General features: G+C 58.8%; 22 protein-coding genes. 15 read left to right on the top strand and 7 right to left on the bottom strand.

Translation table 11 applies throughout. The features are described from left to right. Positions 1-48 precede the first annotated feature (48 nt). Together ACJ8IN_RS20120 and ACJ8IN_RS20115 are read left to right on the top strand one after the other, a co-directional pair. A complete protein-coding gene (locus ACJ8IN_RS20120) occupies positions 49-702 on the top strand; it encodes a tellurite resistance TerB family protein (protein WP_033638740.1) in 654 nt (217 codons plus the stop codon). 68 nt (positions 703-770) lie between these two features. Further along, positions 771-2,804, top strand: a complete 2,034-nt coding sequence (locus ACJ8IN_RS20115) for a S9 family peptidase (protein WP_308325660.1) — start codon at positions 771-773, stop codon at positions 2,802-2,804. Positions 2,805-2,839: 35 nt separating this feature from the next. Here ACJ8IN_RS20115 and exoX read toward each other — a convergent pair whose 3' ends face one another. Continuing rightward, on the bottom strand, positions 2,840-3,508 hold the full coding sequence (gene exoX, locus ACJ8IN_RS20110) for an exodeoxyribonuclease X (protein WP_004928833.1): 669 nt from the start codon (positions 3,506-3,508) through the stop codon (positions 2,840-2,842). 424 nt (positions 3,509-3,932) lie between these two features. Here exoX and dksA point away from each other — a divergent pair, with 424 nt between their 5' ends. Together dksA and pip are read left to right on the top strand one after the other, a co-directional pair. Continuing rightward, on the top strand, positions 3,933-4,358 hold the full coding sequence (dksA, locus tag ACJ8IN_RS20105) for an RNA polymerase-binding protein DksA (protein WP_033653830.1): 426 nt from the start codon (positions 3,933-3,935) through the stop codon (positions 4,356-4,358). A 192-nt stretch (positions 4,359-4,550) separates the two neighbouring features. Further along, positions 4,551-5,504 carry a prolyl aminopeptidase gene (gene pip / locus ACJ8IN_RS20100; RefSeq protein ID WP_033646426.1) on the top strand — a complete coding sequence of 318 codons (954 nt, stop codon included), beginning with the start codon at positions 4,551-4,553 and terminating at the stop codon, positions 5,502-5,504. A 31-nt stretch (positions 5,505-5,535) separates the two neighbouring features. On the opposite strand, the gene ACJ8IN_RS20095 is transcribed toward pip, so the two are convergent. After that, positions 5,536-5,766 carry a DNA polymerase III subunit theta gene (locus ACJ8IN_RS20095; protein ID WP_033642715.1) on the bottom strand — a complete coding sequence of 77 codons (231 nt, stop codon included), beginning with the start codon at positions 5,764-5,766 and terminating at the stop codon, positions 5,536-5,538. A 345-nt stretch (positions 5,767-6,111) separates the two neighbouring features. On the opposite strand from ACJ8IN_RS20095, the gene ftnA reads away from it, so the two are divergent. The 5 genes from ftnA (at position 6,112) to ACJ8IN_RS20070 (ending at position 9,517) form a co-directional block, all read left to right on the top strand. Beyond that, on the top strand, positions 6,112-6,630 hold the full coding sequence (gene ftnA / locus ACJ8IN_RS20090; RefSeq protein ID WP_025302449.1) for a non-heme ferritin: 519 nt from the start codon (positions 6,112-6,114) through the stop codon (positions 6,628-6,630). Positions 6,631-6,954: 324 nt separating this feature from the next. After that, on the top strand, positions 6,955-7,338 hold the full coding sequence (gene yobA / locus ACJ8IN_RS20085) for a CopC domain-containing protein YobA (protein WP_004940886.1): 384 nt from the start codon (positions 6,955-6,957) through the stop codon (positions 7,336-7,338). A 2-nt stretch (positions 7,339-7,340) separates the two neighbouring features. Continuing rightward, positions 7,341-8,222 carry a copper homeostasis membrane protein CopD gene (gene copD, locus ACJ8IN_RS20080; RefSeq protein ID WP_047568032.1) on the top strand — a complete coding sequence of 294 codons (882 nt, stop codon included), beginning with the start codon at positions 7,341-7,343 and terminating at the stop codon, positions 8,220-8,222. A gap of 69 nt (positions 8,223-8,291) precedes the next feature. Next, a complete protein-coding gene (locus ACJ8IN_RS20075) occupies positions 8,292-8,633 on the top strand; it encodes a YebY family protein (RefSeq protein ID WP_025302452.1) in 342 nt (113 codons plus the stop codon). A 479-nt stretch (positions 8,634-9,112) separates the two neighbouring features. Next, positions 9,113-9,517 carry a hypothetical protein gene (locus ACJ8IN_RS20070; RefSeq protein WP_047568029.1) on the top strand — a complete coding sequence of 135 codons (405 nt, stop codon included), beginning with the start codon at positions 9,113-9,115 and terminating at the stop codon, positions 9,515-9,517. Here the strand turns inward: ACJ8IN_RS20070 and ACJ8IN_RS20065 are convergent. After that, positions 9,514-9,732 (bottom strand): hypothetical protein, encoded by a 219-nt coding sequence (locus ACJ8IN_RS20065; protein WP_033638114.1) that lies wholly within the window; start codon positions 9,730-9,732, stop codon positions 9,514-9,516. The two genes, ACJ8IN_RS20070 and ACJ8IN_RS20065, sit on opposite strands and share 4 nt — an antisense overlap. A gap of 63 nt (positions 9,733-9,795) precedes the next feature. After that, complete coding sequence (locus ACJ8IN_RS20060) at positions 9,796-9,960, bottom strand: hypothetical protein (RefSeq protein WP_154609290.1); 165 nt, start codon at positions 9,958-9,960, stop codon at positions 9,796-9,798. A gap of 292 nt (positions 9,961-10,252) precedes the next feature. Here ACJ8IN_RS20060 and ACJ8IN_RS20055 point away from each other — a divergent pair, with 292 nt between their 5' ends. The 5 genes from ACJ8IN_RS20055 (at position 10,253) to ACJ8IN_RS20035 (ending at position 13,288) form a co-directional block, all read left to right on the top strand. Then, positions 10,253-10,603: a DUF4377 domain-containing protein gene (locus ACJ8IN_RS20055; protein WP_047568027.1), complete on the top strand. Its 351-nt coding sequence runs from the start codon at positions 10,253-10,255 to the stop codon at positions 10,601-10,603. Between the two features lie 183 nt (positions 10,604-10,786). Further along, positions 10,787-11,986 carry an enoyl-ACP reductase FabV gene (gene fabV, locus ACJ8IN_RS20050; protein ID WP_033638117.1) on the top strand — a complete coding sequence of 400 codons (1,200 nt, stop codon included), beginning with the start codon at positions 10,787-10,789 and terminating at the stop codon, positions 11,984-11,986. A gap of 227 nt (positions 11,987-12,213) precedes the next feature. Continuing rightward, positions 12,214-12,432, top strand: coding sequence for a hypothetical protein (locus ACJ8IN_RS20045; RefSeq protein ID WP_072021565.1), 219 nt, complete (start codon positions 12,214-12,216; stop codon positions 12,430-12,432). A 171-nt stretch (positions 12,433-12,603) separates the two neighbouring features. Next, positions 12,604-12,909 (top strand): hypothetical protein, encoded by a 306-nt coding sequence (locus ACJ8IN_RS20040; protein ID WP_047568025.1) that lies wholly within the window; start codon positions 12,604-12,606, stop codon positions 12,907-12,909. A 43-nt stretch (positions 12,910-12,952) separates the two neighbouring features. After that, positions 12,953-13,288, top strand: coding sequence for a hypothetical protein (locus ACJ8IN_RS20035; RefSeq protein ID WP_047568023.1), 336 nt, complete (start codon positions 12,953-12,955; stop codon positions 13,286-13,288). A gap of 37 nt (positions 13,289-13,325) precedes the next feature. Here the strand turns inward: ACJ8IN_RS20035 and dcuR are convergent, their stop codons facing one another. From dcuR to ACJ8IN_RS20020, 3 genes are all read right to left on the bottom strand, one after another. Next, positions 13,326-14,045 carry a two-component system response regulator DcuR gene (gene dcuR / locus ACJ8IN_RS20030; RefSeq protein WP_033638121.1) on the bottom strand — a complete coding sequence of 240 codons (720 nt, stop codon included), beginning with the start codon at positions 14,043-14,045 and terminating at the stop codon, positions 13,326-13,328. Beyond that, entirely contained in the window at positions 14,038-15,651 is a 1,614-nt protein-coding gene (locus ACJ8IN_RS20025) for a sensor histidine kinase (protein WP_308325662.1), read from the bottom strand. The genes dcuR and ACJ8IN_RS20025 overlap by 8 nt, the downstream gene beginning before the upstream one ends. A gap of 125 nt (positions 15,652-15,776) precedes the next feature. Beyond that, entirely contained in the window at positions 15,777-16,619 is an 843-nt protein-coding gene (locus ACJ8IN_RS20020; RefSeq protein WP_060425011.1) for a class I fructose-bisphosphate aldolase, read from the bottom strand. A 484-nt stretch (positions 16,620-17,103) separates the two neighbouring features. On the opposite strand from ACJ8IN_RS20020, the gene ACJ8IN_RS20015 reads away from it, so the two are divergent. Further along, complete coding sequence (locus ACJ8IN_RS20015) at positions 17,104-18,033, top strand: sugar ABC transporter substrate-binding protein (RefSeq protein ID WP_033638124.1); 930 nt, start codon at positions 17,104-17,106, stop codon at positions 18,031-18,033. Positions 18,034-18,062: the final 29 nt, after the last annotated feature.

Below are 18,062 nucleotides of genomic sequence, written 5' to 3'. Positions count from 1 at the left end.
GGCTCGGCCGCGCCTGCGCGCCGCGCTTTTTCACGCAAGGGGCAGATGATGAAAAGTAACTGGATGCAGCAGATTCAAACGTTGATCGGGCAGAAGGCCGGCGCGATGGGCGGGGCAGAAGGCATCGGCAAGCTGCTGGCGCCGACGGCGCTGGGCGGCCTGGTCGGCGTGCTGTTGGCCAACAAGTCCTCGCGCAAGCTGGTGGGCAAGTTCGGCAAGAATGCGCTGATCATCGGCGGCAGCGCGGCCGTGGGCGCAGTGCTGTGGAACAAGTATAAGCAGCGGGTGAAAGAGACCCATCAGGACGAACCGCAGTTCGGCCTGCAAACCACGCCGGTGGATCTGCGCGCCAAACGCCTGGTGCAGGCGCTGGTGTTCGCCGCCAAGAGCGACGGCCATATCGATGCCGACGAGCAGCGCGCCATCGATCACAGCCTGGCGCAGCTGCAGGTGGGGGAAGAGGCGCAGGGCTGGGTGCAAGAAGCGATCGAGCAGCCGCTCAACCCGGAATTGATCGCCCGCAGCGTGCAAAACGAAGACGAGGCGCTGGAGGTTTACTATTTGAGCTGCCTGGTGATCGACGTCGATCACTTTATGGAGCGCGGCTACCTCGACGCGCTGGCGCAGGCGCTGAAGATCCCGGCGGACGTCAAGCAGGGCATCGAGAGCGACGTCAACGAGAAAAAGCGCGAGCTGGCGTAGCGCCGCTTGGCAAGCCGGGGGGAATCGTGTCACTCTTGCCGCAATCTATGTAAGCGGATGATTTAGCAATGATGACCCCACCGAAAGCGGAAAAACGCCCTTATCCCATCACCATCCACGGCGACACGCGCGTGGATGACTATTACTGGCTGCGCGACGACAAGCGCGCAGACCGCCAGGTGCTGGACTACCTGCAGGCGGAGAACGCCTACACCGATGCGATGCTGAAGCCGCAGCAGGCGCTGCGCGAAACCCTGTACGAAGAGATGGTGGCGCGCATTCCGCAGCAGGAACATTCGGTGCCTTACGTGCGCCACGGCTATCGCTATCAGACGCGCTATGAGCCGGGCAATGAATACGCGATTTCCGTGCGCCAGCCGCAGGCCGAGAGCGAGCGCTGGGAGGTGCTTATCGACGGCAACCAGCGCGCCGAGAATCACGAGTTTTACACCCTGGGCGGGCTGGACGTCAGCCCCGACAACCAGCGGCTGGGGGTGGCGGAGGATTTCCTGTCGCGCCGCCAGTATGACATTCGCTTCAAGAACCTTGCCGACGGCAGTTGGGCGGACGAAGTGCTGGAGAACACCTCCGGCAGCTTCGAGTGGGCCAACGACTCCTCGACGGTGTACTACGTGCGCAAGCACGCCAAGACGCTGTTGCCGTATCAGGTTTATCGTCACGTGGTGGGCAGCGATCCGCAGCAGGACGAGCTGATTTACGAAGAGCTGGACGATACCTTTTACGTCGGGCTGGAGAAAACCACCTCCGAGCGCTTTATCCTGATCCACCTGAGCAGCACCACCACCTCGGAGATCCTGCTGCTGGACGCCGACCGTGCGGACGCCAAGCCGCAGCTGTTCGTGCCGCGCCGCAAGGATCACGAATACGCCATCGATCACTATCACCAGCATTTCTACATCCGCTCCAACAAGGACGGCAAGAACTTCGGCCTGTACCAGAGCGAGCAGGCGGACGAAGCGCAGTGGCAGACGCTGATCGCCCCGCGCGCCGATGTGATGCTGGAGGGCTTCAGCCTGTTCCGCGACTGGCTGGTGGTGGAGGAGCGCAGCGCCGGCCTGACGCTGCTGCGCCAGATCCACTGGCAGACTGGCGAAGAGAAGCGCATCGCCTTCGACGATCCGACTTACACCACCTGGCTGGCGTACAACCCGGATCCGGAAACCGCGCTGCTGCGCTACGGCTATTCGTCGATGACCACCCCGACCACGCTGTACGAGCTGAATATGGACAGCGGCGAGCGGACGATGCTCAAACAGCAGGAAGTGAAGAACTTCACGCCGGAAAACTACCACAGCGAGCGAGTCTGGGTGAAGGCGCGCGACGGCGTCGAGGTGCCGGTCTCGCTGGTGTATCGCCAGGACAGCTTTCAGCGCGGCGCCAACCCGCTGATGGTGTACGGCTACGGCTCCTACGGCAGCAGCATGGATCCGGCGTTCAGCGCCAGCCGCCTGAGCCTGCTCGATCGTGGTTTCGTGTTCGCGCTGGCGCACATTCGCGGCGGCGGCGAGCTGGGGCAGCTGTGGTATGAAGACGGCAAGCTGTTCAACAAGCAGAACACCTTCAACGATTTTATCGACGTGACCGAAACGCTGGTCGCCCAGGGGTACGGCGACGGCAAGCGGGTGTTCGCCATGGGCGGCAGCGCCGGCGGCCTGCTGATGGGCGCGGTGATCAACCAGGCGCCTCAGCTGTTCCACGGCGTGGTGGCGCAGGTGCCGTTCGTCGACGTGGTGACCACCATGCTGGATGAGTCGATCCCGCTGACCACCGGCGAATACGACGAGTGGGGCAACCCGAACGAGCAGGCCTATTACGACTACATCAAGCAGTACAGCCCGTACGATCAGGTGAAGGCGCAGGAATACCCGCATCTGCTGGTGACCACCGGCCTGCACGATTCGCAGGTGCAGTATTGGGAGCCGGCCAAGTGGGTGGCCAAGCTGCGCGAGCTGAAAACCGACGATCGGCAGCTGCTGCTGTATACCGACATGGATGCCGGCCACGGCGGCAAGTCCGGGCGCTTCAAGGCCTATGAGGATATTGCGCTGGAGTATGCCTTCATTCTGGCGCTGGCGGAGTAACGGCATTCGGCGGGCGGCCTGCGCCGCCCGCCGTGTTAGCCAATCAGATAGTATTTCAGCGTGTGTTTCATGTCCGGGCTCAGATCGTCGATGGATTTCAGCATCCAGCGCAGATAGCCAGGATCTTCCTGGGCGATGCGATCGATCTCCTGCCCGCGATACTTGCCGAATTTGAACTTCTTCAGCAGCACCGGTTGTTCGGTGATCTGCACCATTTGCTCCGGCGTCCAGCCCGAATCCTTGATGATGCGTTGCAGCAGCGCGGCGGTGACGTAGCAGTCATACAGCGCGCGGTGCGGGTACAGCGTGGCGTCTGCCGGCAGCTGCACGTCCAGGTTCAGCGCGTAGCGCAGATATTGGTTGCCGTACTTGATGTCCGGATACAGCGTGCGCGCCAGCTTGAGCGTGCAGATCCAGGCGCCGTTCATCTCCGGCAGCACGCCGCGATCGAAAGCGGCGTTGTGCGCCACATAGTAGGGGCTGCCCTGATAGCGGCCGATCGCCACCGCAATACGCGGTTTGCCTTCCACCATCTGTTCGGTGATGTGATGAATCGCCATCGCGTCGAGGCTGATGGGGCGATCCGGGCTGACCAGATCGCTCATCGGGTTGGTCAATTGGCCGTCGAGCAGATCGAGGGAGGCCACTTCCACCACGCCGCCGTCCAGCCCACAGGTCTCGGTATCTATTACGCGTAACGTCATGTTTTCCTCCGCGTTGCCGTCAGGCCTCAGCTTAACCGCCGCAGGCGGCCGTGCCAACCGCACCCAGGTTGTAGGCAATAAAAAACCCGCCTTGGCGGGTTTAATGACGGATGGAAGGGCGCTTACTCACCAGACGGATGCGCTTTTTTGGCGCGTTTCTCCGCACGTTTCTCAGCTGGGGTTTTCAACGGCTTCTTCTTCGCATTCTTTTTGCTATCCATTCCCTTACTCATGATGGCCTCTCGTTACCTATGATTGGGTGGCTTGCTCAGCCATTAACCGCCTAAAGCCAAGAGGATGCAAGCGGCAAAGTGCAGGTTTAGGTTAACCGGCTGTTTGTGCATGAAATTTTGTTTTTGGATGACCGGGTGTTAAAAATAAATATTATGTTATAATGTTACACTTTTGGTGTTGGGAGAGCGCAATGACAGTCATGACGTTACCGGATGCGCAGCAACTGCTGGCCATGCCGGATTCTGATTATATGAACTCGGTTCAACGGGCGTTTTTCCGCCAGCTGCTGCAAGATGAGCGGCAAAAGCTGCTGCTGCACATCGATGAGCTGAAAAAAGAGATCGACGGCGGCGAAGCGACGGGCGATGAAGCCGACAAGGCGGCGCGCGAAGAGGATCTGCGCCTGCTGTTCCGCCAGTTGGATCGCGAAAGCCGCCTGCTGCCGAAAATCGATGCGGCGCTGGCAAGGTTGCAGAACGGCGAGTACGGCTACTGCCGGGAAACCGGCGAACCTATCGGGCTGGCGCGCCTGCTGCTGCGCCCGACGGCGGAACTGAGCATCGAGGCGAAAACCGCGCAGGAGATGCGCGAGCCGCATATGCGCAAAGGTGGCTAACTGAGTTACCGGGGGGCGAATGCGCCCCTCAACCGATCGCGCCTGTGGGCATTTTGCCGGCAGGTCGTTGCGATTTTGAGCAAACGCGCGCCGAGTTCTCGGTGCGCGTTCTAGTTTTCGGGTTTTACCGTTGACCTGCCGGGCGGCTTCCGCTTTGATGAAAGCATGACTCACAGAGAGACGGAAAGCGCCATGGAACAATTACGAGGTTTGTACCCGCCGTTAGCGGCATACGACAGCGGTTGGCTGGACACTGGGGATGGCCACCGGATCTACTGGGAGCTGAGCGGCAACCCGAACGGTAAGCCGGCGGTCTTCATTCACGGCGGGCCGGGCGGCGGCATCTCCCCGCATCATCGCCAGTTGTTCGATCCCGAACGCTACAAGGTGCTGCTGTTCGATCAGCGCGGCTGTGGCCGCTCCCGTCCGCACGCCAGCCTGGACAACAACACCACCTGGCATTTGGTGGCCGATATCGAGCGGCTGCGCGAAATGGCCGGCGTCGATCAATGGCTGGTGTTTGGCGGTTCCTGGGGATCGACGCTGGCGCTCGCCTATGCGCAGACTCACCCGGAGCGCGTCAGTGAAATGGTGCTGCGCGGCATCTTCACCCTGCGCAAGCAGGAGCTGCATTGGTATTATCAGGACGGCGCGTCACGCTTCTTCCCGGACAAATGGGAGCGCGTGCTGTCCATTCTGTCGGATGAAGAACGTAAAGACGTGATCGCCGCCTACCGGCAGCGGCTGACCTCGGCCGATCCGCAGGTGCAACTCGAAGCGGCCAAGCTGTGGAGCGTGTGGGAAGGGGAGACGGTCACGCTGTTGCCGAGCCGCGAATCCGCTTCGTTCGGCGAGGATGATTTCGCGCTGGCGTTCGCCCGCATTGAAAACCACTATTTCACCCATCTGGGCTTCCTGGAGAGCGATGACCAGCTGCTGCGCAACGTGCCGCTGATCCGCCATATCCCGGCGGTGATCGTCCACGGCCGCTATGATATGGCCTGCCAGGTGCAGAACGCCTGGGATCTGGCCAAGGCCTGGCCGGAAGCGGAATTGCATATAGTGGAAGGGGCGGGGCATTCGTATGACGAGCCGGGCATCTTGCACCAGCTGATGATCGCCACCGACCGGTTCGCCGGCAAGTGACGCAAAAAACCCGCCGTAACGGCGGGTTTTGTTATTTGGCCTTCGGCTCGTACGGCAGGCGCGAAAACTTGTGGGATTCCGCGCGGTAGTGCGCCACACGCTCGCGAAAATAGTCGCGCAGTGGTTCCGGCTGTTCGCGCTCCACCACTTCCGGGATCACCGGCATGTTGTAGCGCTCTTTGTACGCCACGCCAGAGGCGGCGAGATCCACGTTCACCCTGTCCATCTCTTCTTTGGACAGCTCGGCCAGATTGTAACCCACGCTATGCTCCTTACTTACTTTGCCGTATTGAACCTGCGCAGAAGGTAATCCACCCGGCGACGCTTGGCAAGCCCGTAGCGCCGCCGCGGCGGACGATATTTTCCAAAGAGTAATGCAATCTATTTATTCTTTTAAATAAGAATGATTCGCTTTTTGATTAAAATAAAAGATGGGAATAATTATCATAATAATTAGCGTGAATTTCTATATGATTTTATGTGTTTGATTTTAAGTAAATAAATAATTAATATTGATCGGGTGTAAATAAGGTGTTTTTATTTTTACGGCAGCAGGGCATAATGCGCGGAAATTAAATTCATGACCTGCAAAATAAAAGGAATCATTATGCTGACGCAAGAAATGACTCAAAAGCTGAATGAGCAACTGAATCTGGAGTTCTACTCCGCGAACCTGTACCTGCAAATGAGCGCATGGTGCAGCGATAAAGGCTTTGAAGGCGCCGCCGCATTTCTTAAAGAGCACTCTCAGGAAGAGATGCAGCATATGCAACGCCTGTTCGACTACCTGAGCGACACCGGCTCTTTGCCGCTGCTGGGCAGCATCGCCGCGCCGCCGGTGGCGTTCGAATCGCTGGCGGACGTGTTCCAGCAGACCTACGAACACGAACAGCTGATCACCCGTCAGATCAACGAACTGGCGCACGCCGCCATGACCGCACACGATTATTCCACCTTCAACTTCCTGCAGTGGTACGTGGCGGAGCAGCACGAAGAAGAGAAACTGTTCAAATCCGTGCTGGATAAGCTGGCGCTGGTGGGCACCAGCGGCAAAGGCCTGTTCTTCATCGACAAAGATCTGAAGAAAATGGGCGCGATGGGCCAGGGCGGCAACGGCCAGGCTTAATTCGCACCAGAATATCGGAAAACCGCGCGCGGGCGAGCCTGACGCGCGGTTTTTTTTACCCTGCGTTTATCGCGGTTATGCGGCGATACGTGCTGCCGGATCGCAAAATGCCAGTGATGCGCTCGACTTGCCGCAGCGCGGTCGTTATGATTTACCGCGATACGCTACAGGGATGGTAGAGTCAAAACAGCGGGTTAGCCGATACAACCCGTTTTTCTGTTTACCCGTGGCGCAATCATTTGCGGTGGGTTGGGGCCGCTGATACATCGCCTTGGCTGTGGCCTTAACCCTTATGACCCTCTTTTACTGTTAAGGGATACCACTGTGATCGGTAAAATTCGTTCCTCTTGTCGCCTGCTTTCCACCGTTTTCGTCCTGTTCGTCGGCCTGTCTTCGCAGCAAGCGCTGGCGCACGCCCACCTGAAAGTGGAAACGCCGAAGGCCGACGCCAGCGTCAGCCCGGCGCCGAAGGCGCTGACCCTCAGCTTCTCCGAAGGCATCGAACCGAACTTCAGCGGCGTGAAAATCACCGGCCCGGACAACGCCGTGGTGAAAACCGGCAAACTGCAGCTCGATCCGAACAACAACACCCAGGTCAATGTGCCGATCGAAGGTGAGTTGAGCGCGGGCAAATACAACGTCAGCTGGCATGTGGTTTCGGTCGACGGGCATAAAACCAAAGGCCAGTACAGCTTCACCGTAAACTGATCGTGAGTCTGGCGACCCTGTTCGTTCTGTGTCGCTTGGTGCACTTTGCGGCGGTGATGCTGATGTTCGGCATCAGTCTGTTCACCGCCTTACTGTCACCGCAGCGCCTCTCCCCGATCCTCTCCCGCGATGTGCGCCCGCTGCTGCTTGCCGGCACCTGGATTGCCGGGCTTTCCGCCGTGGCGCTGCTGGCCATTCAGGCTGGGCAAATGGGCGACGGTTGGGAAGACGCCTGGCGGCTGGAGGTCTGGTGGGCGGTGCTCGGCACCACCTTCGGCGAAGTGTGGCGCTGGCATCTGGGCCTGTCGCTGCTGGCGATCCTGAGCCTGCTGCTGCCGGAACGGCCGCGTGCGCAGGCGTTGGCGCTGTGTTCGGTACTGCTGCTGGTGAGCCTGGCGTTTATCGGCCACGCGGCGATGCACGAAGGCGCGCTGGGCGCGCTGCACCGCGCCAACCACGCAGTGCACCTGCTGGCCGCCGGCTACTGGTTCGGCTGCCTGGCGCCGCTGCTGGTTTGCCTGCGCTATCTGCAGCCGCCGCAGTGGCGCAGCGACGCCATCACCACGCTGATCCGTTTTTCGCGCTGGGGGCACCTGGCGGTGGCGGCGGTGATCGTCACCGGTATCGTCAACAGCCTGATCATTCTCGGCGGTTGGCCGCTCAACCTCGGTTCGCCTTATCAGCGCCTGCTGCTGATTAAAACCGCGCTGGTGGCGCTGATGGTGATGGTGGCGCTGGCCAATCGCTACGCCATCGTGCCGGCGATGAGCCGCGTGCCGGCGCTGGCGCAGCGCGGCGTGGTGCTGGCTTGCTGGCTCGAAGTCGGGCTGGGGGTGGCGGTGCTGCTGCTGGTCAGTTTATTTGCAACCTATGCGCCGGTTTGACATTTCGGCTTGCCGCAACCGGGCAAGCTGCGGGAAAATCGACGTGAATAGCAACCTTAAGGCCAACACATGAAATCGGTATTACTCGGCATTACGCTGCTGGCAACCGCGACCGGCGCGCTGGCGGCAGACAAACTGGTGAACATCACCAAACTGGAATACGGCAAACAGTGGGCGTTCACCAAGGAAGAAGTGACGCTGCAGTGCCGCAGCGGCGGCGCGCTGTTCGTGCTGAATAACAGCACCCTGATGCAATACCCGCTCAACGACGCAGCGGAGCAGCAGGTGAAGAAGGGCCATCAGCGCGCGCAGCCGCTGGAGGTGCTCCTGCTGGACGACCCTGCCGAACCGGGGAAAAAAATGAGCCTGGCGCCGTTTATCGAACGCGCCGAGAAGCTGTGCGCTGACTAACCGCTTGTTTGCCAACGCCTTGCCCAGCGCGCGCGGATTGATGCGCATTTGCCGCATAGTTATTTCGTCACGAAACTATCACGCGGCCGCCGGGCGGCTGGCAAAACTGGCGCGGTAGGCTACTCTTAAAGTGCACGGCTGAACAAGCCCTGCATTAAATGCCAACTTTTAGCGCACGGCTCTCTCCCAAGAGCCATTTCCCTAGACCGAATATAGGAATCGTATTCGGTCTTTTTTTGTGTGATTGATTTATAAGGGAATTCCACTTAAAGCGCCAATAAAACTTTGGTTTCTCTTTCCAGTCGTAACACCTCAGCTCCGCACTCCTCACCCGCACATATCGCTAATTTAGCCGCACCAAAAGTCATTACGTCATTTATGGCGCTGATAAGCTCCGGTCATTGCTCCCATCACCGGTTAAATGAGAGTGGCATTATGGGGAATATCAAGGCATTAAGCGTTATAAAAGGAAACCTGTGTTGAACGATCGGTTGAGCCAGTTGAAGAGGGTGTTGCCCGCCTATCTTGAGGCGTGGCGTGAGGGCGCTTTACCCTCTGACTGGGGGCAGGTGGCTAATCCTGAAGTGGTTGCCGCCCTGTTGGCGGAGTGGGAGGCGCTGAGCGAATTGGCGTCGCTGTTCGAAACCGCGACTGAAACCCCAACCGATCCCGCCGCGTTTTGGCAGGCGCGCGCCGAGCTGATGGCGCAGCGCAATCGTGAGCTCAGTGCCCAACTGGCGACGCCAATCCGTTTGCCCGGCGCACGGGTAGCCTTCTTTGGCTATGTGAAAACGGCGGTGATGGACGCCAGGCAGGTGAAGGCGGCAATTCGCGATGCCGGTTTTACCATTGCGGGCGACAGCCAAAATGAGAACACGGCTTAGCGCGGCTTCTTCTCAAATTTCTCGGCAAAAAAGAACCGCAGCAATTTATGGGTCCACAGCAGCATTGCGCCGACCACCACCAGCGAGACGACGAAATGCGACAGGTTTTTCGGCGCGGCGTAGCCGTGAGTAAAAGAAACCCCGGCGCCGCTGAGCAGCAGGGTGGCGATCCAAAAGCCGAGTAGCAGGCACAAGGTACGGAACAGTTTAAACATTGTTATCACCGAAATGCTGAAAGCGCCGACTGAACGGAAAGACTCAGCCGGAGCTCTGATTAGTTAAAACAGCTGAGCGTGAGCAGGTATTGCCGCCTTTATTGCTGTGCTGCTGCTGTTGTTCTTGTTGCCACCGTTGTTGTTGACGCGTCCATTGCTGCCGCGGTTGTTGGCAAAGTTACCTGCGCCGGCGATCAGGTGAAAATATTTAGCCTCGATCTCTTGCATAAAACTCCCTCTTTATCGATTCGGTTAAATGGCGTATAGCTTGCGCAAGCCAGCTGTTTTTAACAGAAAAAACGGCGGGGATAATTACCGGTTCGGATAAGAACAGGGGATTTATTTGCAGGTATTTACCAGGCTGATAAGCGTGCCGGAGATTGATATTCCTGCGTGAGTCATTTCGCTTAACAAGACGTTCTTTACGATGAATGGCGCCACCACCGGCACGCAGCAAGGTTCAATTCATCCAGTCAATTTGTTAGGATCGCCCGACCTACATGACTATTGGTGCAGTACATTGAAAATTAAAGCGTTGTTATTTGTTACGTTGGCCGCACTGGCCGGCTGCAGCCAGGAGGGAACCTCGATGAATCAGCCCGCAAACGAGAAAGGCGGCCAAACGGAAGTGTTGCTGGTGAACAGCGCGCTGGTGGACTGCGTGGGCGTCGCCCCGATGAAGTGCATGCAGGTGCGCCGCTCCGCGCAGCAGCCGTGGGAGTTGTTCTATACCGGCATCGAAGGTTTCACCTTCGAACCGGGCTATCAGTATCGGCTGAAAGTGCGCGTTACTCCGGTAGAGAACGTGCCGGCCGATGCCTCATCGCTGCGTTACACGCTGATTGAGCAGTTGGAAAAGAACAAGGCGTGACCCTCGACAGGCCGGGTAATCGCAATCCGGCCTGCCATGATTATCCCTTTACCATCATGACATGCCTCGGCGGTGGGCTTGCCGACTGGTCTGTTCACTGCGCTTGTTTTCGTACTTTCTTAAGTATATTGAGAAAATCAGGTATATTGTCCTTCGGTTTTTAGCTACCAAGAAAAAATTACTATGATTATCAAACCTAAAATTCGTGGTTTTATCTGCACCACCGCTCACCCGGCAGGCTGTGAAGCCAACGTCCGTGAGCAAATCGCCTACGTTAAGTCGCGCGGCGAACTGAAAAACGGGCCTAAAAAGGTGCTGGTCATTGGTGCATCCACCGGTTACGGTCTGGCCTCGCGCATCAATGCCGCTTTCGGCAGCGGTGCGGCCACCATCGGCGTATTTTTCGAGAAGCCTGGCAGCGAAGGCAAAACCGGTTCCGCCGGTTGGTACAACTCCGCCGGTTTCGACAAGGCAGCTAAAGAAGAAGGCCTGTACGCGAAAAGCATCAACGGCGACGCATTCTCCAACGAGTGCCGTCAGACCGTGATCGATCTGATCAAAAAAGACCTGGGTCAGGTTGACCTGGTGGTTTACTCGCTGGCTTCGCCGGTGCGTAAGATGCCGGAAACCGGCGAAGTGGTGCGTTCCGCACTGAAGCCGATCGGCGAACCGTACAAATCCGTCGCGCTGGACACCAACAAAGACGTGCTGGTTGAAGCCGTGGTCGAGCCGGCCAACGAGCAAGAAATCGCCGACACCGTGAAGGTGATGGGCGGCCAGGACTGGCAGCTGTGGATGGACGCGCTGGACGAAGCGGGCGTGCTGGCGGATAACGCGCAGTCTGTCGCTTACTCCTACATCGGCACCGATCTGACCTGGCCAATCTACTGGCACGGCACGCTGGGCAAGGCGAAAGAAGATCTGGATCGCGCGGCGCACGCCATCAACCAGAAGCTGCAGGCCAAAGGCGGCGCGGCTTACGTTGCGGTGCTCAAGTCGGTGGTGACTCAGGCTTCCTCCGCCATTCCGGTGATGCCGCTGTATATCTCCATCGTGTTCAAAATCATGAAGGAGCAGGGCATTCACGAAGGCTGCATCGAGCAGATCCAGCGTCTGTTCGCCACCAAGCTGTACAGCGGCGCGGCGCCGGACACCGACGAGAAACACCGCCTGCGTCTGGATGACTGGGAACTGCGCGACGAAGTGCAGGAAACCTGCCGTGCCATCTGGCAGCAGCTGAACGACAACAACATCAACGAACTGACCGATTACCAGGGCTACAAGGCGGAATTCCTGCGCCTGTTCGGCTTTGGTCTGCAGGGCGTTGACTACGACGCCGATCTGAGCGGCGAAGCCAACTTCGACGTGATCGAGCTAGTCTAAGCGCGTCGAGCGGTCAAACAAGGTCGGGTTAGCCCGGCCTTTTTTATTGCCTGCGAATTATCGGGTGGCTAAGCGAAAATGTTTATTTCAGGTTAATAGGTTAACCAGGTGATTAACATCGGCGGGCGGATGGTGAAATAACGGCGGTTATTAAACTAAAGAAAGTCATTTTTTTATTTACCCTTGCCGCCAGCTGCGAGTATTTTATTTCCTTTAAGGAGAAAATTATGACATGGCGTTTTTGGGCACCGGTACCGTTATTATTGTTGAGCGCTTGCAGCGCGATTCAGCCGACGTCGACGTCCCCAGACTGGTCTCAGCCGCAGCCTGCCACGCGGGAGCAGCGGCAACGCATCATGGCGGGTGAGTCCGCCTCCTCGGTATTACATGAAGGAAACGTCGGCATTGGCGGCACCTTTGATGGGGCGAAAATATTCGATCGTTAAGCCGCTAAATATATTCAGCCAAATTAATGCGCGCATTCTGCCGATATTGTCGGAGGGTTTACCTTTCCTGCGTTATTCTGCCGTGGCCCAACCATTCATTGCGTTAACAGACAATTCGTTTTCCTTATAGGGAACCGCCGGTTTATTTCGGCGTAATCAAAGGAGTTGCCCATGGCGAAGGAGATGGCCGCGATCTTTCTCTTGCTGTTGCTGCCGTTAAGCCAAAGCGCCGGCGCGGCGCGTTACGACAGGCCGTGCGAAGGCGTGTCGCCGGTGCTGTTTCAAAAGCGCCTGAAAGCGTTGGCGCAGGATTTGCGGCAGGAAATGAGTGAGGAAGCGACGCCGACAGAGCGCGATGCGGAGGAGCTGGCGCGCTTGGCGGAGTGCGGTATCGAGCCCGGCAAAGCGCCCGTCACCGGCGGGCAGCGCGCGCCCCGTTCAGAGGAAAAACCGCCGGCATCGCCAAACGGTTGTTGAGCCGGCGTGCGCGCAGAGTCAAGCGATGTAAAAGGAGTCATTGATGAAAAGGATAGTGTTGGCCGGTTCGGCCTTGTGTAGCTGCTGCTTCGCGCAGGCGCGGGTGGATTTGGAATACCATGCGGCGCCGCCGAAGGACAGTAAGGTCACCGAGGAGTACCAGAAAAAGCGCGACGCATTGCGCCACAAGGTGTGGAATGTCGATAACCTGACGCTGGCCAACGAGCAGGCGATTGCGCGCGAACAGCAGCGCGAGGCGGCAGAGACCGCCGAGCGGCAGCAGCGGAACCTGGAGCAGCAGCAGAAAAAGCAGCGCTGCCTGCGGAGACACTCGAAAGATCCTCACCGCGAGGCGAAGTGTTACACGCACAGCTTCTAACATTAATCGTCCGGGCGCCATCAGCGCCCGGCGTCGTTTAGGCCGGGCGGCAATGCTCCTTCAGCATGGCGATCGCGTCCGGTTTCAGCTGATACAGATAGACCGGGCGGCCGGTGGCGCCGTACAGAATACGGGTGCCGAGAATGCCGCTCTCCGCCAGATAGATGAGGTACTTGCGGCAGGAGACCCGCGAAATGCCGATGGCGTTGGCCAGATTGTCGGTGGAAAACTCGTTATCGTGCTGCTGTTCGATCCACTCGCAGACCGTGCTCAGGGTGATGCTGGTCAGGCCCTTCGGCAGCTTTTTGCTCTCTTGGCCGCCGGGCTGGCGGCGCAGCAGGCTGTCGACGTCGGCCTGCGAAAACTCGCGCTGCGCCAACAGCTGCGACTGCTGCCGGTAGTGGCTCAGCGCCTCCTTGAAGCGGCTGAACTGGAACGGCTTGATCAGATAATCCACCACCCCGTAGTGCAGCGCTTTTTGCACCGTGTTCACGTCGCTGGCGGAGGAGATGATGATCACGTCGGTCTTCTCGCCGAGCTCGCGCAGGCCGGGCAGCAGATCCAGCCCGTTCTCCTGCTGCATGTAGATATCCAACAGCACCAAATCGATGCTGACGCCGGCATCGGCCAGCAGCGCGCGCGCCTGGCTCAGAGTGGCGACCGTCGCCTGGCAGTGAAAACCGCCGACCTGGCTCAGGTAGTATTTGTTCAGCTCCGCCACCATCGGGTCGTCGTCGACAATCAGTACGTTAATCATGGGTTCTGCTCTTGGCCTGATAGGGAAGGTGCACGAAAAATTGGGTCAGCTCGCCCGGTTCGGACTCGAAATCGATGCTGCCGCCCAGTTTCTCCAGATGGCTGCGGATCAGCGCCAGGCCGATGCCGCGTCCGGTTCCCTTGGTGGAAAATCCGTGTTCGAAGATGCGCGCGCCGATCGCCGGATCGATGCCGGGGCCATCGTCGCTGACGATACAGTGTAATTGATCGTCGTGATGATGGAAGCTCAGGCCGATCTCGTGGCCCTCAACGCCGTCGATGGCGTCGATGGCGTTTTCGATCAGGTTGCCGAGCACGCTGATCAGCACGTGGGTGGTTTCCGGATCGTCGGTTTCCGGCAGCAGGCTGGTTTCCTCGATGGTCAGCTCAACACCGGCTTCGTGGGCGCGGCTGATTTTGCCGATGAAGAAGCCCGCCACTTCCGGCGAGTGGATCTTGCGCAGCAGCGCGCCGATCTCTTCCTGATAGTTGCTGGCGGTGTTGATGATGTAGTTTTCCAACTGCTGATAGGCCTTCATGTGCAGCATGCCGAGTATCACATGCAGCTTGTTCATAAATTCGTGCGACTGCACCCGCAGCGCATCGGCGTAGTGCGCCATGCCGCTCAGCCGCTGCAGCAGGCGGCTGACCTCGGTCTTGTCGCGGAAGGTGGCGATGGCGCCGGTCACCTGGCCGTTGACGATCACCGGCACGGTATTGGTCAGCAGTTCGCTGCCGTTGAAGCCGATCTGCCGATCGCGCAGCGGTTGGCCGCTGGCCAGCACCTCCGCCAGATGCAGCTGCGCCGGCCAGTGCTTGCTGGCGGCTTCCAGCAGCAGGTTTTCCACCGGGCCGCTCTGCCGCAGCAGGCGCTTGGCTTCGTCGTTGACGATGGTGATGCGGGATTCATTATCGACCGCGATCACGCCTTCTTTAATCGACTGCAGCATGGCGTTGCGCTGTTCGAACAGGTTGGAGATTTCGTAAGGCTCGAAACCCAGCATGATGCGTTTGAGCGCAGAGACCAGGAAGAAGGTGCCCAGGCTGCCGACCAGGGCGGCGAAGGCGATGGTCCAATAGATGATCCAGCGGCTCTCCGCCACCACCCGCTGCACGGTGTCCAGCGCGATGCCGAGCGCCACCACGCCGATTTGCTGTTTCTGCGCGTCATACACCGGCACGAACACCCGCAGCGCCGGGGCCAGCGTGCCGCGGTTGATGGCGCTGTTGACGTGGCCTTGCAGCGCGGGTGCCAGATCGTCGCCGATAAAATGCTTGCCGATCAGCCAGGGTTTGGGGTGCGAATAGCGGATGCCCTGCATATCCACCACCACCACGAACAGCAGCTCGTTTTGATGGCGCACCTGCTCGGCGAAGCGCTGAATGGCGCCGCTTTGGTCACGCTGCTGCAGGCCGTCGACCACGGTGCTGGAGAGCGCCAGCGTATTGGCGACGGCGATGGCTTTCTGCTGCAGCTGATCTTGCCCCTCGCGGCTCATCTGCACGAAAAACAGCGCGAACACCACCAGCAGCACCGAAGCGATGATGGCGGACACCATCAGCGTGATGGAGGTGCTCAGCTTGAGCGGCACCCGTTGTTTTGGCATGGCGGTTCTCCGAATGGCGATATCACGGCGTATTCTAGCGAGGAATGAGGCAAGCTGCAGTTACCGGCAGCAGGTTATAGCATGCTGCCGGGGAGCGGGGGGCTTATTTTAGTTACAAAAGCGGGTCACTGCTGGTGGTAGATCTCCAGCGCCTGTTGGCCGCTGGCGCCCTGATGGATGATTGCCATCAACGCGCGCACCACCTGCGACGGATTGCTGTGTTGATAGACGTTGCGGCCGTAAACCATGCCGGAGGCACCCTGGGCCATCAGCGCGGCGGATTTCTCCAGCACCGGCCCCAGCTCCCCCTTGCCGCCGCCGCGCACCAGCGTCGGGCAGCGCGCCGCTTCCACCACGCGGTGAAAATCTTCCACCCGCTCGGTTGGATCGGCCTTGATGATGTCGGCCCCCAGTTCGCGCGCCAGCCGCACCAGCGGCACGATCTTCTCCACGTCGCCGAGCGAGCCGTAGGCGGCGCCCTGGCCGGCCGGCGCCATCACCAGCGGTTCGATCATCAGCGGCATGGCGTAGCGATCGCAGGCGTGGCGCAGGCGGCCGATGTTCTCCACGCACTGGCGGAAAATGCCGGGCTCATCCGGGATCATATACAGATTGACCACCACCGCGGCGGCGTCCATTTGCAGCGCCGCCAGGATTGGCGCCTCCGGATTGTGCAGCACTGCCCACATCTCGCGGTGGCGGGCGGCGTTATAGGCGTTGCCGACGTCGGTGCGTATCACCAGCGCCGGTTTTTCGCGCTGCGGCGCGCGCTGCAGCAGATCCGCCTGGCCGTAGTTGACCTGAATGGCGTCGGGGCGCGCGGCGATCAGGTTGCCCATCACCCGTTCGATATCTTCCAGGCCGATCAAGAAATCCGGTTCGTTGGCGATGCCGTGATCGATCGCCACGTCCAGGCACTTGCCGTTGTTGAACAGGCGGTTCATCCGCACCTTGCTGCTGAGCTGCATGTCAGGTCCTCCTGAGATAGGGATATGTCCATTATTGCCGAGTAAGGATGGTCGGGAAACGCGGAAACCGCAAACTGCGCGGCCGCTCGCAGTTTTTGCCGGCGCACGAAAGGGGAACGCTCGCCAGCGGCTTGCACTTCATTTGTTAGATCCGTGTCATGTTTTTGTTAATAAGCCATTCCAAAATGCATGTTTCGCTTGTTTGGGTTAAAAAGTTTCAATAACCTAAATTATGAAATAAACATTTAAAAAAGCGGTAAAGACGCCGTTTGTTGTGCCAGGGGTTTATTTCAATTGGTTGTTTTTAATCTGTTTTGAGACATCGATCACCATTTTTACAACGGCCTTGATACGGCGATAACGCGGTAAATTCGCCGTATCAAAGGGATAACACCGACCGTATTGTTGTTTGAATGTAAAAAATATTTTTCATTAGCTGTCAACCAACAGACCTCTTCATTCTAACGATTAAAGGGTAACGAACATGAAGCTGAAGAAACTGATCGCCGCCTCGGTACTGATGTGCATGCTGCCGGCCAGCGTGCTGGCGAAAGACATCAAGATCGGCGTTTCCATGGCTTACTTCGATGACAACTTCCTCACCATTCTGCGCCAGTCGATGCAAAACAAAATGAAGGCCGACGGCAACGTCAGTGGCCAGTTCGAAGACGCCAAGGGCGACATCGCGCAGCAAATTCAACAAATCGAAAACTTCGTCAGCCAGGGCGTCGACGCCATCATCCTCAACCCGGTGGATACCCAGGGCGTCAAGCCGATGATCAAGCTGGCCGAGAAGGCCAAGATCCCGCTGGTGTTCGTCAACCGCAAGCCGGAAGTGGCGCTGCCGGCCGGCATGGCCTACGTCGGCTCCGACTCCAAGCTGGCCGGCAAGCTGCAGATGGAGGAACTGGCCAAGCTGATGAACGGCAAGGGCAACGTGATGATCCTGATGGGCGAGCTGTCGAGCGAAGCCACGCGCGACCGCACCCGCGGCGTGGAAGAGGTGGCGGCCAACTACCCCGGCATCAAGATTATCGATAAGCAAACCGCCAAATTCTTCCGCAAAGAGGCGGTAGACGTCACCACCGACTGGATTTTGTCCGGCCAGCAGATCGACGCCATCGCCTCCAACAACGACGAAATGGCCATCGGCGCTATTTTGGCGCTGAAGCAAGCCAAGAAATCCGGCGTGCTGGTGGCCGGCGTTGACGGCACGCCCGACGCGCTGGAGTTCATCAAGAAGGGCGATCTGGCGCTGAGCGTGTTCCAGGACGCCAAAGGCCAGGGCGAAGGCGCGGTGCAGACCGCCGTTCAACTGGTGAAAGGCGAGAAAGTGGAGAGCAACGTGCTGATCCCTTACCAGCTGATCACCCAGGCCAATTACCAGCAATTCGCCGATAAAAACAAGAAATAAGCCTTGAAGCCCGCCGCGGGCGCCGGTGT

Origin of the sequence: Serratia sp. CY31944 (genome assembly GCF_052169175.1) — a bacterium.
GTDB lineage: Bacteria > Pseudomonadota > Gammaproteobacteria > Enterobacterales > Enterobacteriaceae > Serratia > Serratia sarumanii.
Note: the sequence above shows the minus strand (reverse complement) of the source record. Positions and strands in the feature narration are given on the sequence as shown.

Coding starts and splice junctions, on each gene's coding strand:
- ACJ8IN_RS20120 (WP_033638740.1), top strand. CDS start 49: ATGAAAAGTAACTGGATGCAGCAGATTCAAACGTTGATCGGGCAGAAG.
- ACJ8IN_RS20115 (WP_308325660.1), top strand. CDS start 771: ATGATGACCCCACCGAAAGCGGAAAAACGCCCTTATCCCATCACCATC.
- exoX (WP_004928833.1), bottom strand. CDS start 3,508: ATGACGTTACGCGTAATAGATACCGAGACCTGTGGGCTGGACGGCGGC.
- dksA (WP_033653830.1), top strand. CDS start 3,933: ATGACAGTCATGACGTTACCGGATGCGCAGCAACTGCTGGCCATGCCG.
- pip (WP_033646426.1), top strand. CDS start 4,551: ATGGAACAATTACGAGGTTTGTACCCGCCGTTAGCGGCATACGACAGC.
- ftnA (WP_025302449.1), top strand. CDS start 6,112: ATGCTGACGCAAGAAATGACTCAAAAGCTGAATGAGCAACTGAATCTG.
- ACJ8IN_RS20075 (WP_025302452.1), top strand. CDS start 8,292: ATGAAATCGGTATTACTCGGCATTACGCTGCTGGCAACCGCGACCGGC.
- ACJ8IN_RS20065 (WP_033638114.1), bottom strand. CDS start 9,732: ATGTTTAAACTGTTCCGTACCTTGTGCCTGCTACTCGGCTTTTGGATC.
- ACJ8IN_RS20060 (WP_154609290.1), bottom strand. CDS start 9,960: ATGCAAGAGATCGAGGCTAAATATTTTCACCTGATCGCCGGCGCAGGT.
- fabV (WP_033638117.1), top strand. CDS start 10,787: ATGATTATCAAACCTAAAATTCGTGGTTTTATCTGCACCACCGCTCAC.
- ACJ8IN_RS20045 (WP_072021565.1), top strand. CDS start 12,214: ATGACATGGCGTTTTTGGGCACCGGTACCGTTATTATTGTTGAGCGCT.
- ACJ8IN_RS20040 (WP_047568025.1), top strand. CDS start 12,604: ATGGCGAAGGAGATGGCCGCGATCTTTCTCTTGCTGTTGCTGCCGTTA.
- ACJ8IN_RS20035 (WP_047568023.1), top strand. CDS start 12,953: ATGAAAAGGATAGTGTTGGCCGGTTCGGCCTTGTGTAGCTGCTGCTTC.
- dcuR (WP_033638121.1), bottom strand. CDS start 14,045: ATGATTAACGTACTGATTGTCGACGACGACCCGATGGTGGCGGAGCTG.
- ACJ8IN_RS20025 (WP_308325662.1), bottom strand. CDS start 15,651: ATGCCAAAACAACGGGTGCCGCTCAAGCTGAGCACCTCCATCACGCTG.
- ACJ8IN_RS20020 (WP_060425011.1), bottom strand. CDS start 16,619: ATGCAGCTCAGCAGCAAGGTGCGGATGAACCGCCTGTTCAACAACGGC.
- ACJ8IN_RS20015 (WP_033638124.1), top strand. CDS start 17,104: ATGAAGCTGAAGAAACTGATCGCCGCCTCGGTACTGATGTGCATGCTG.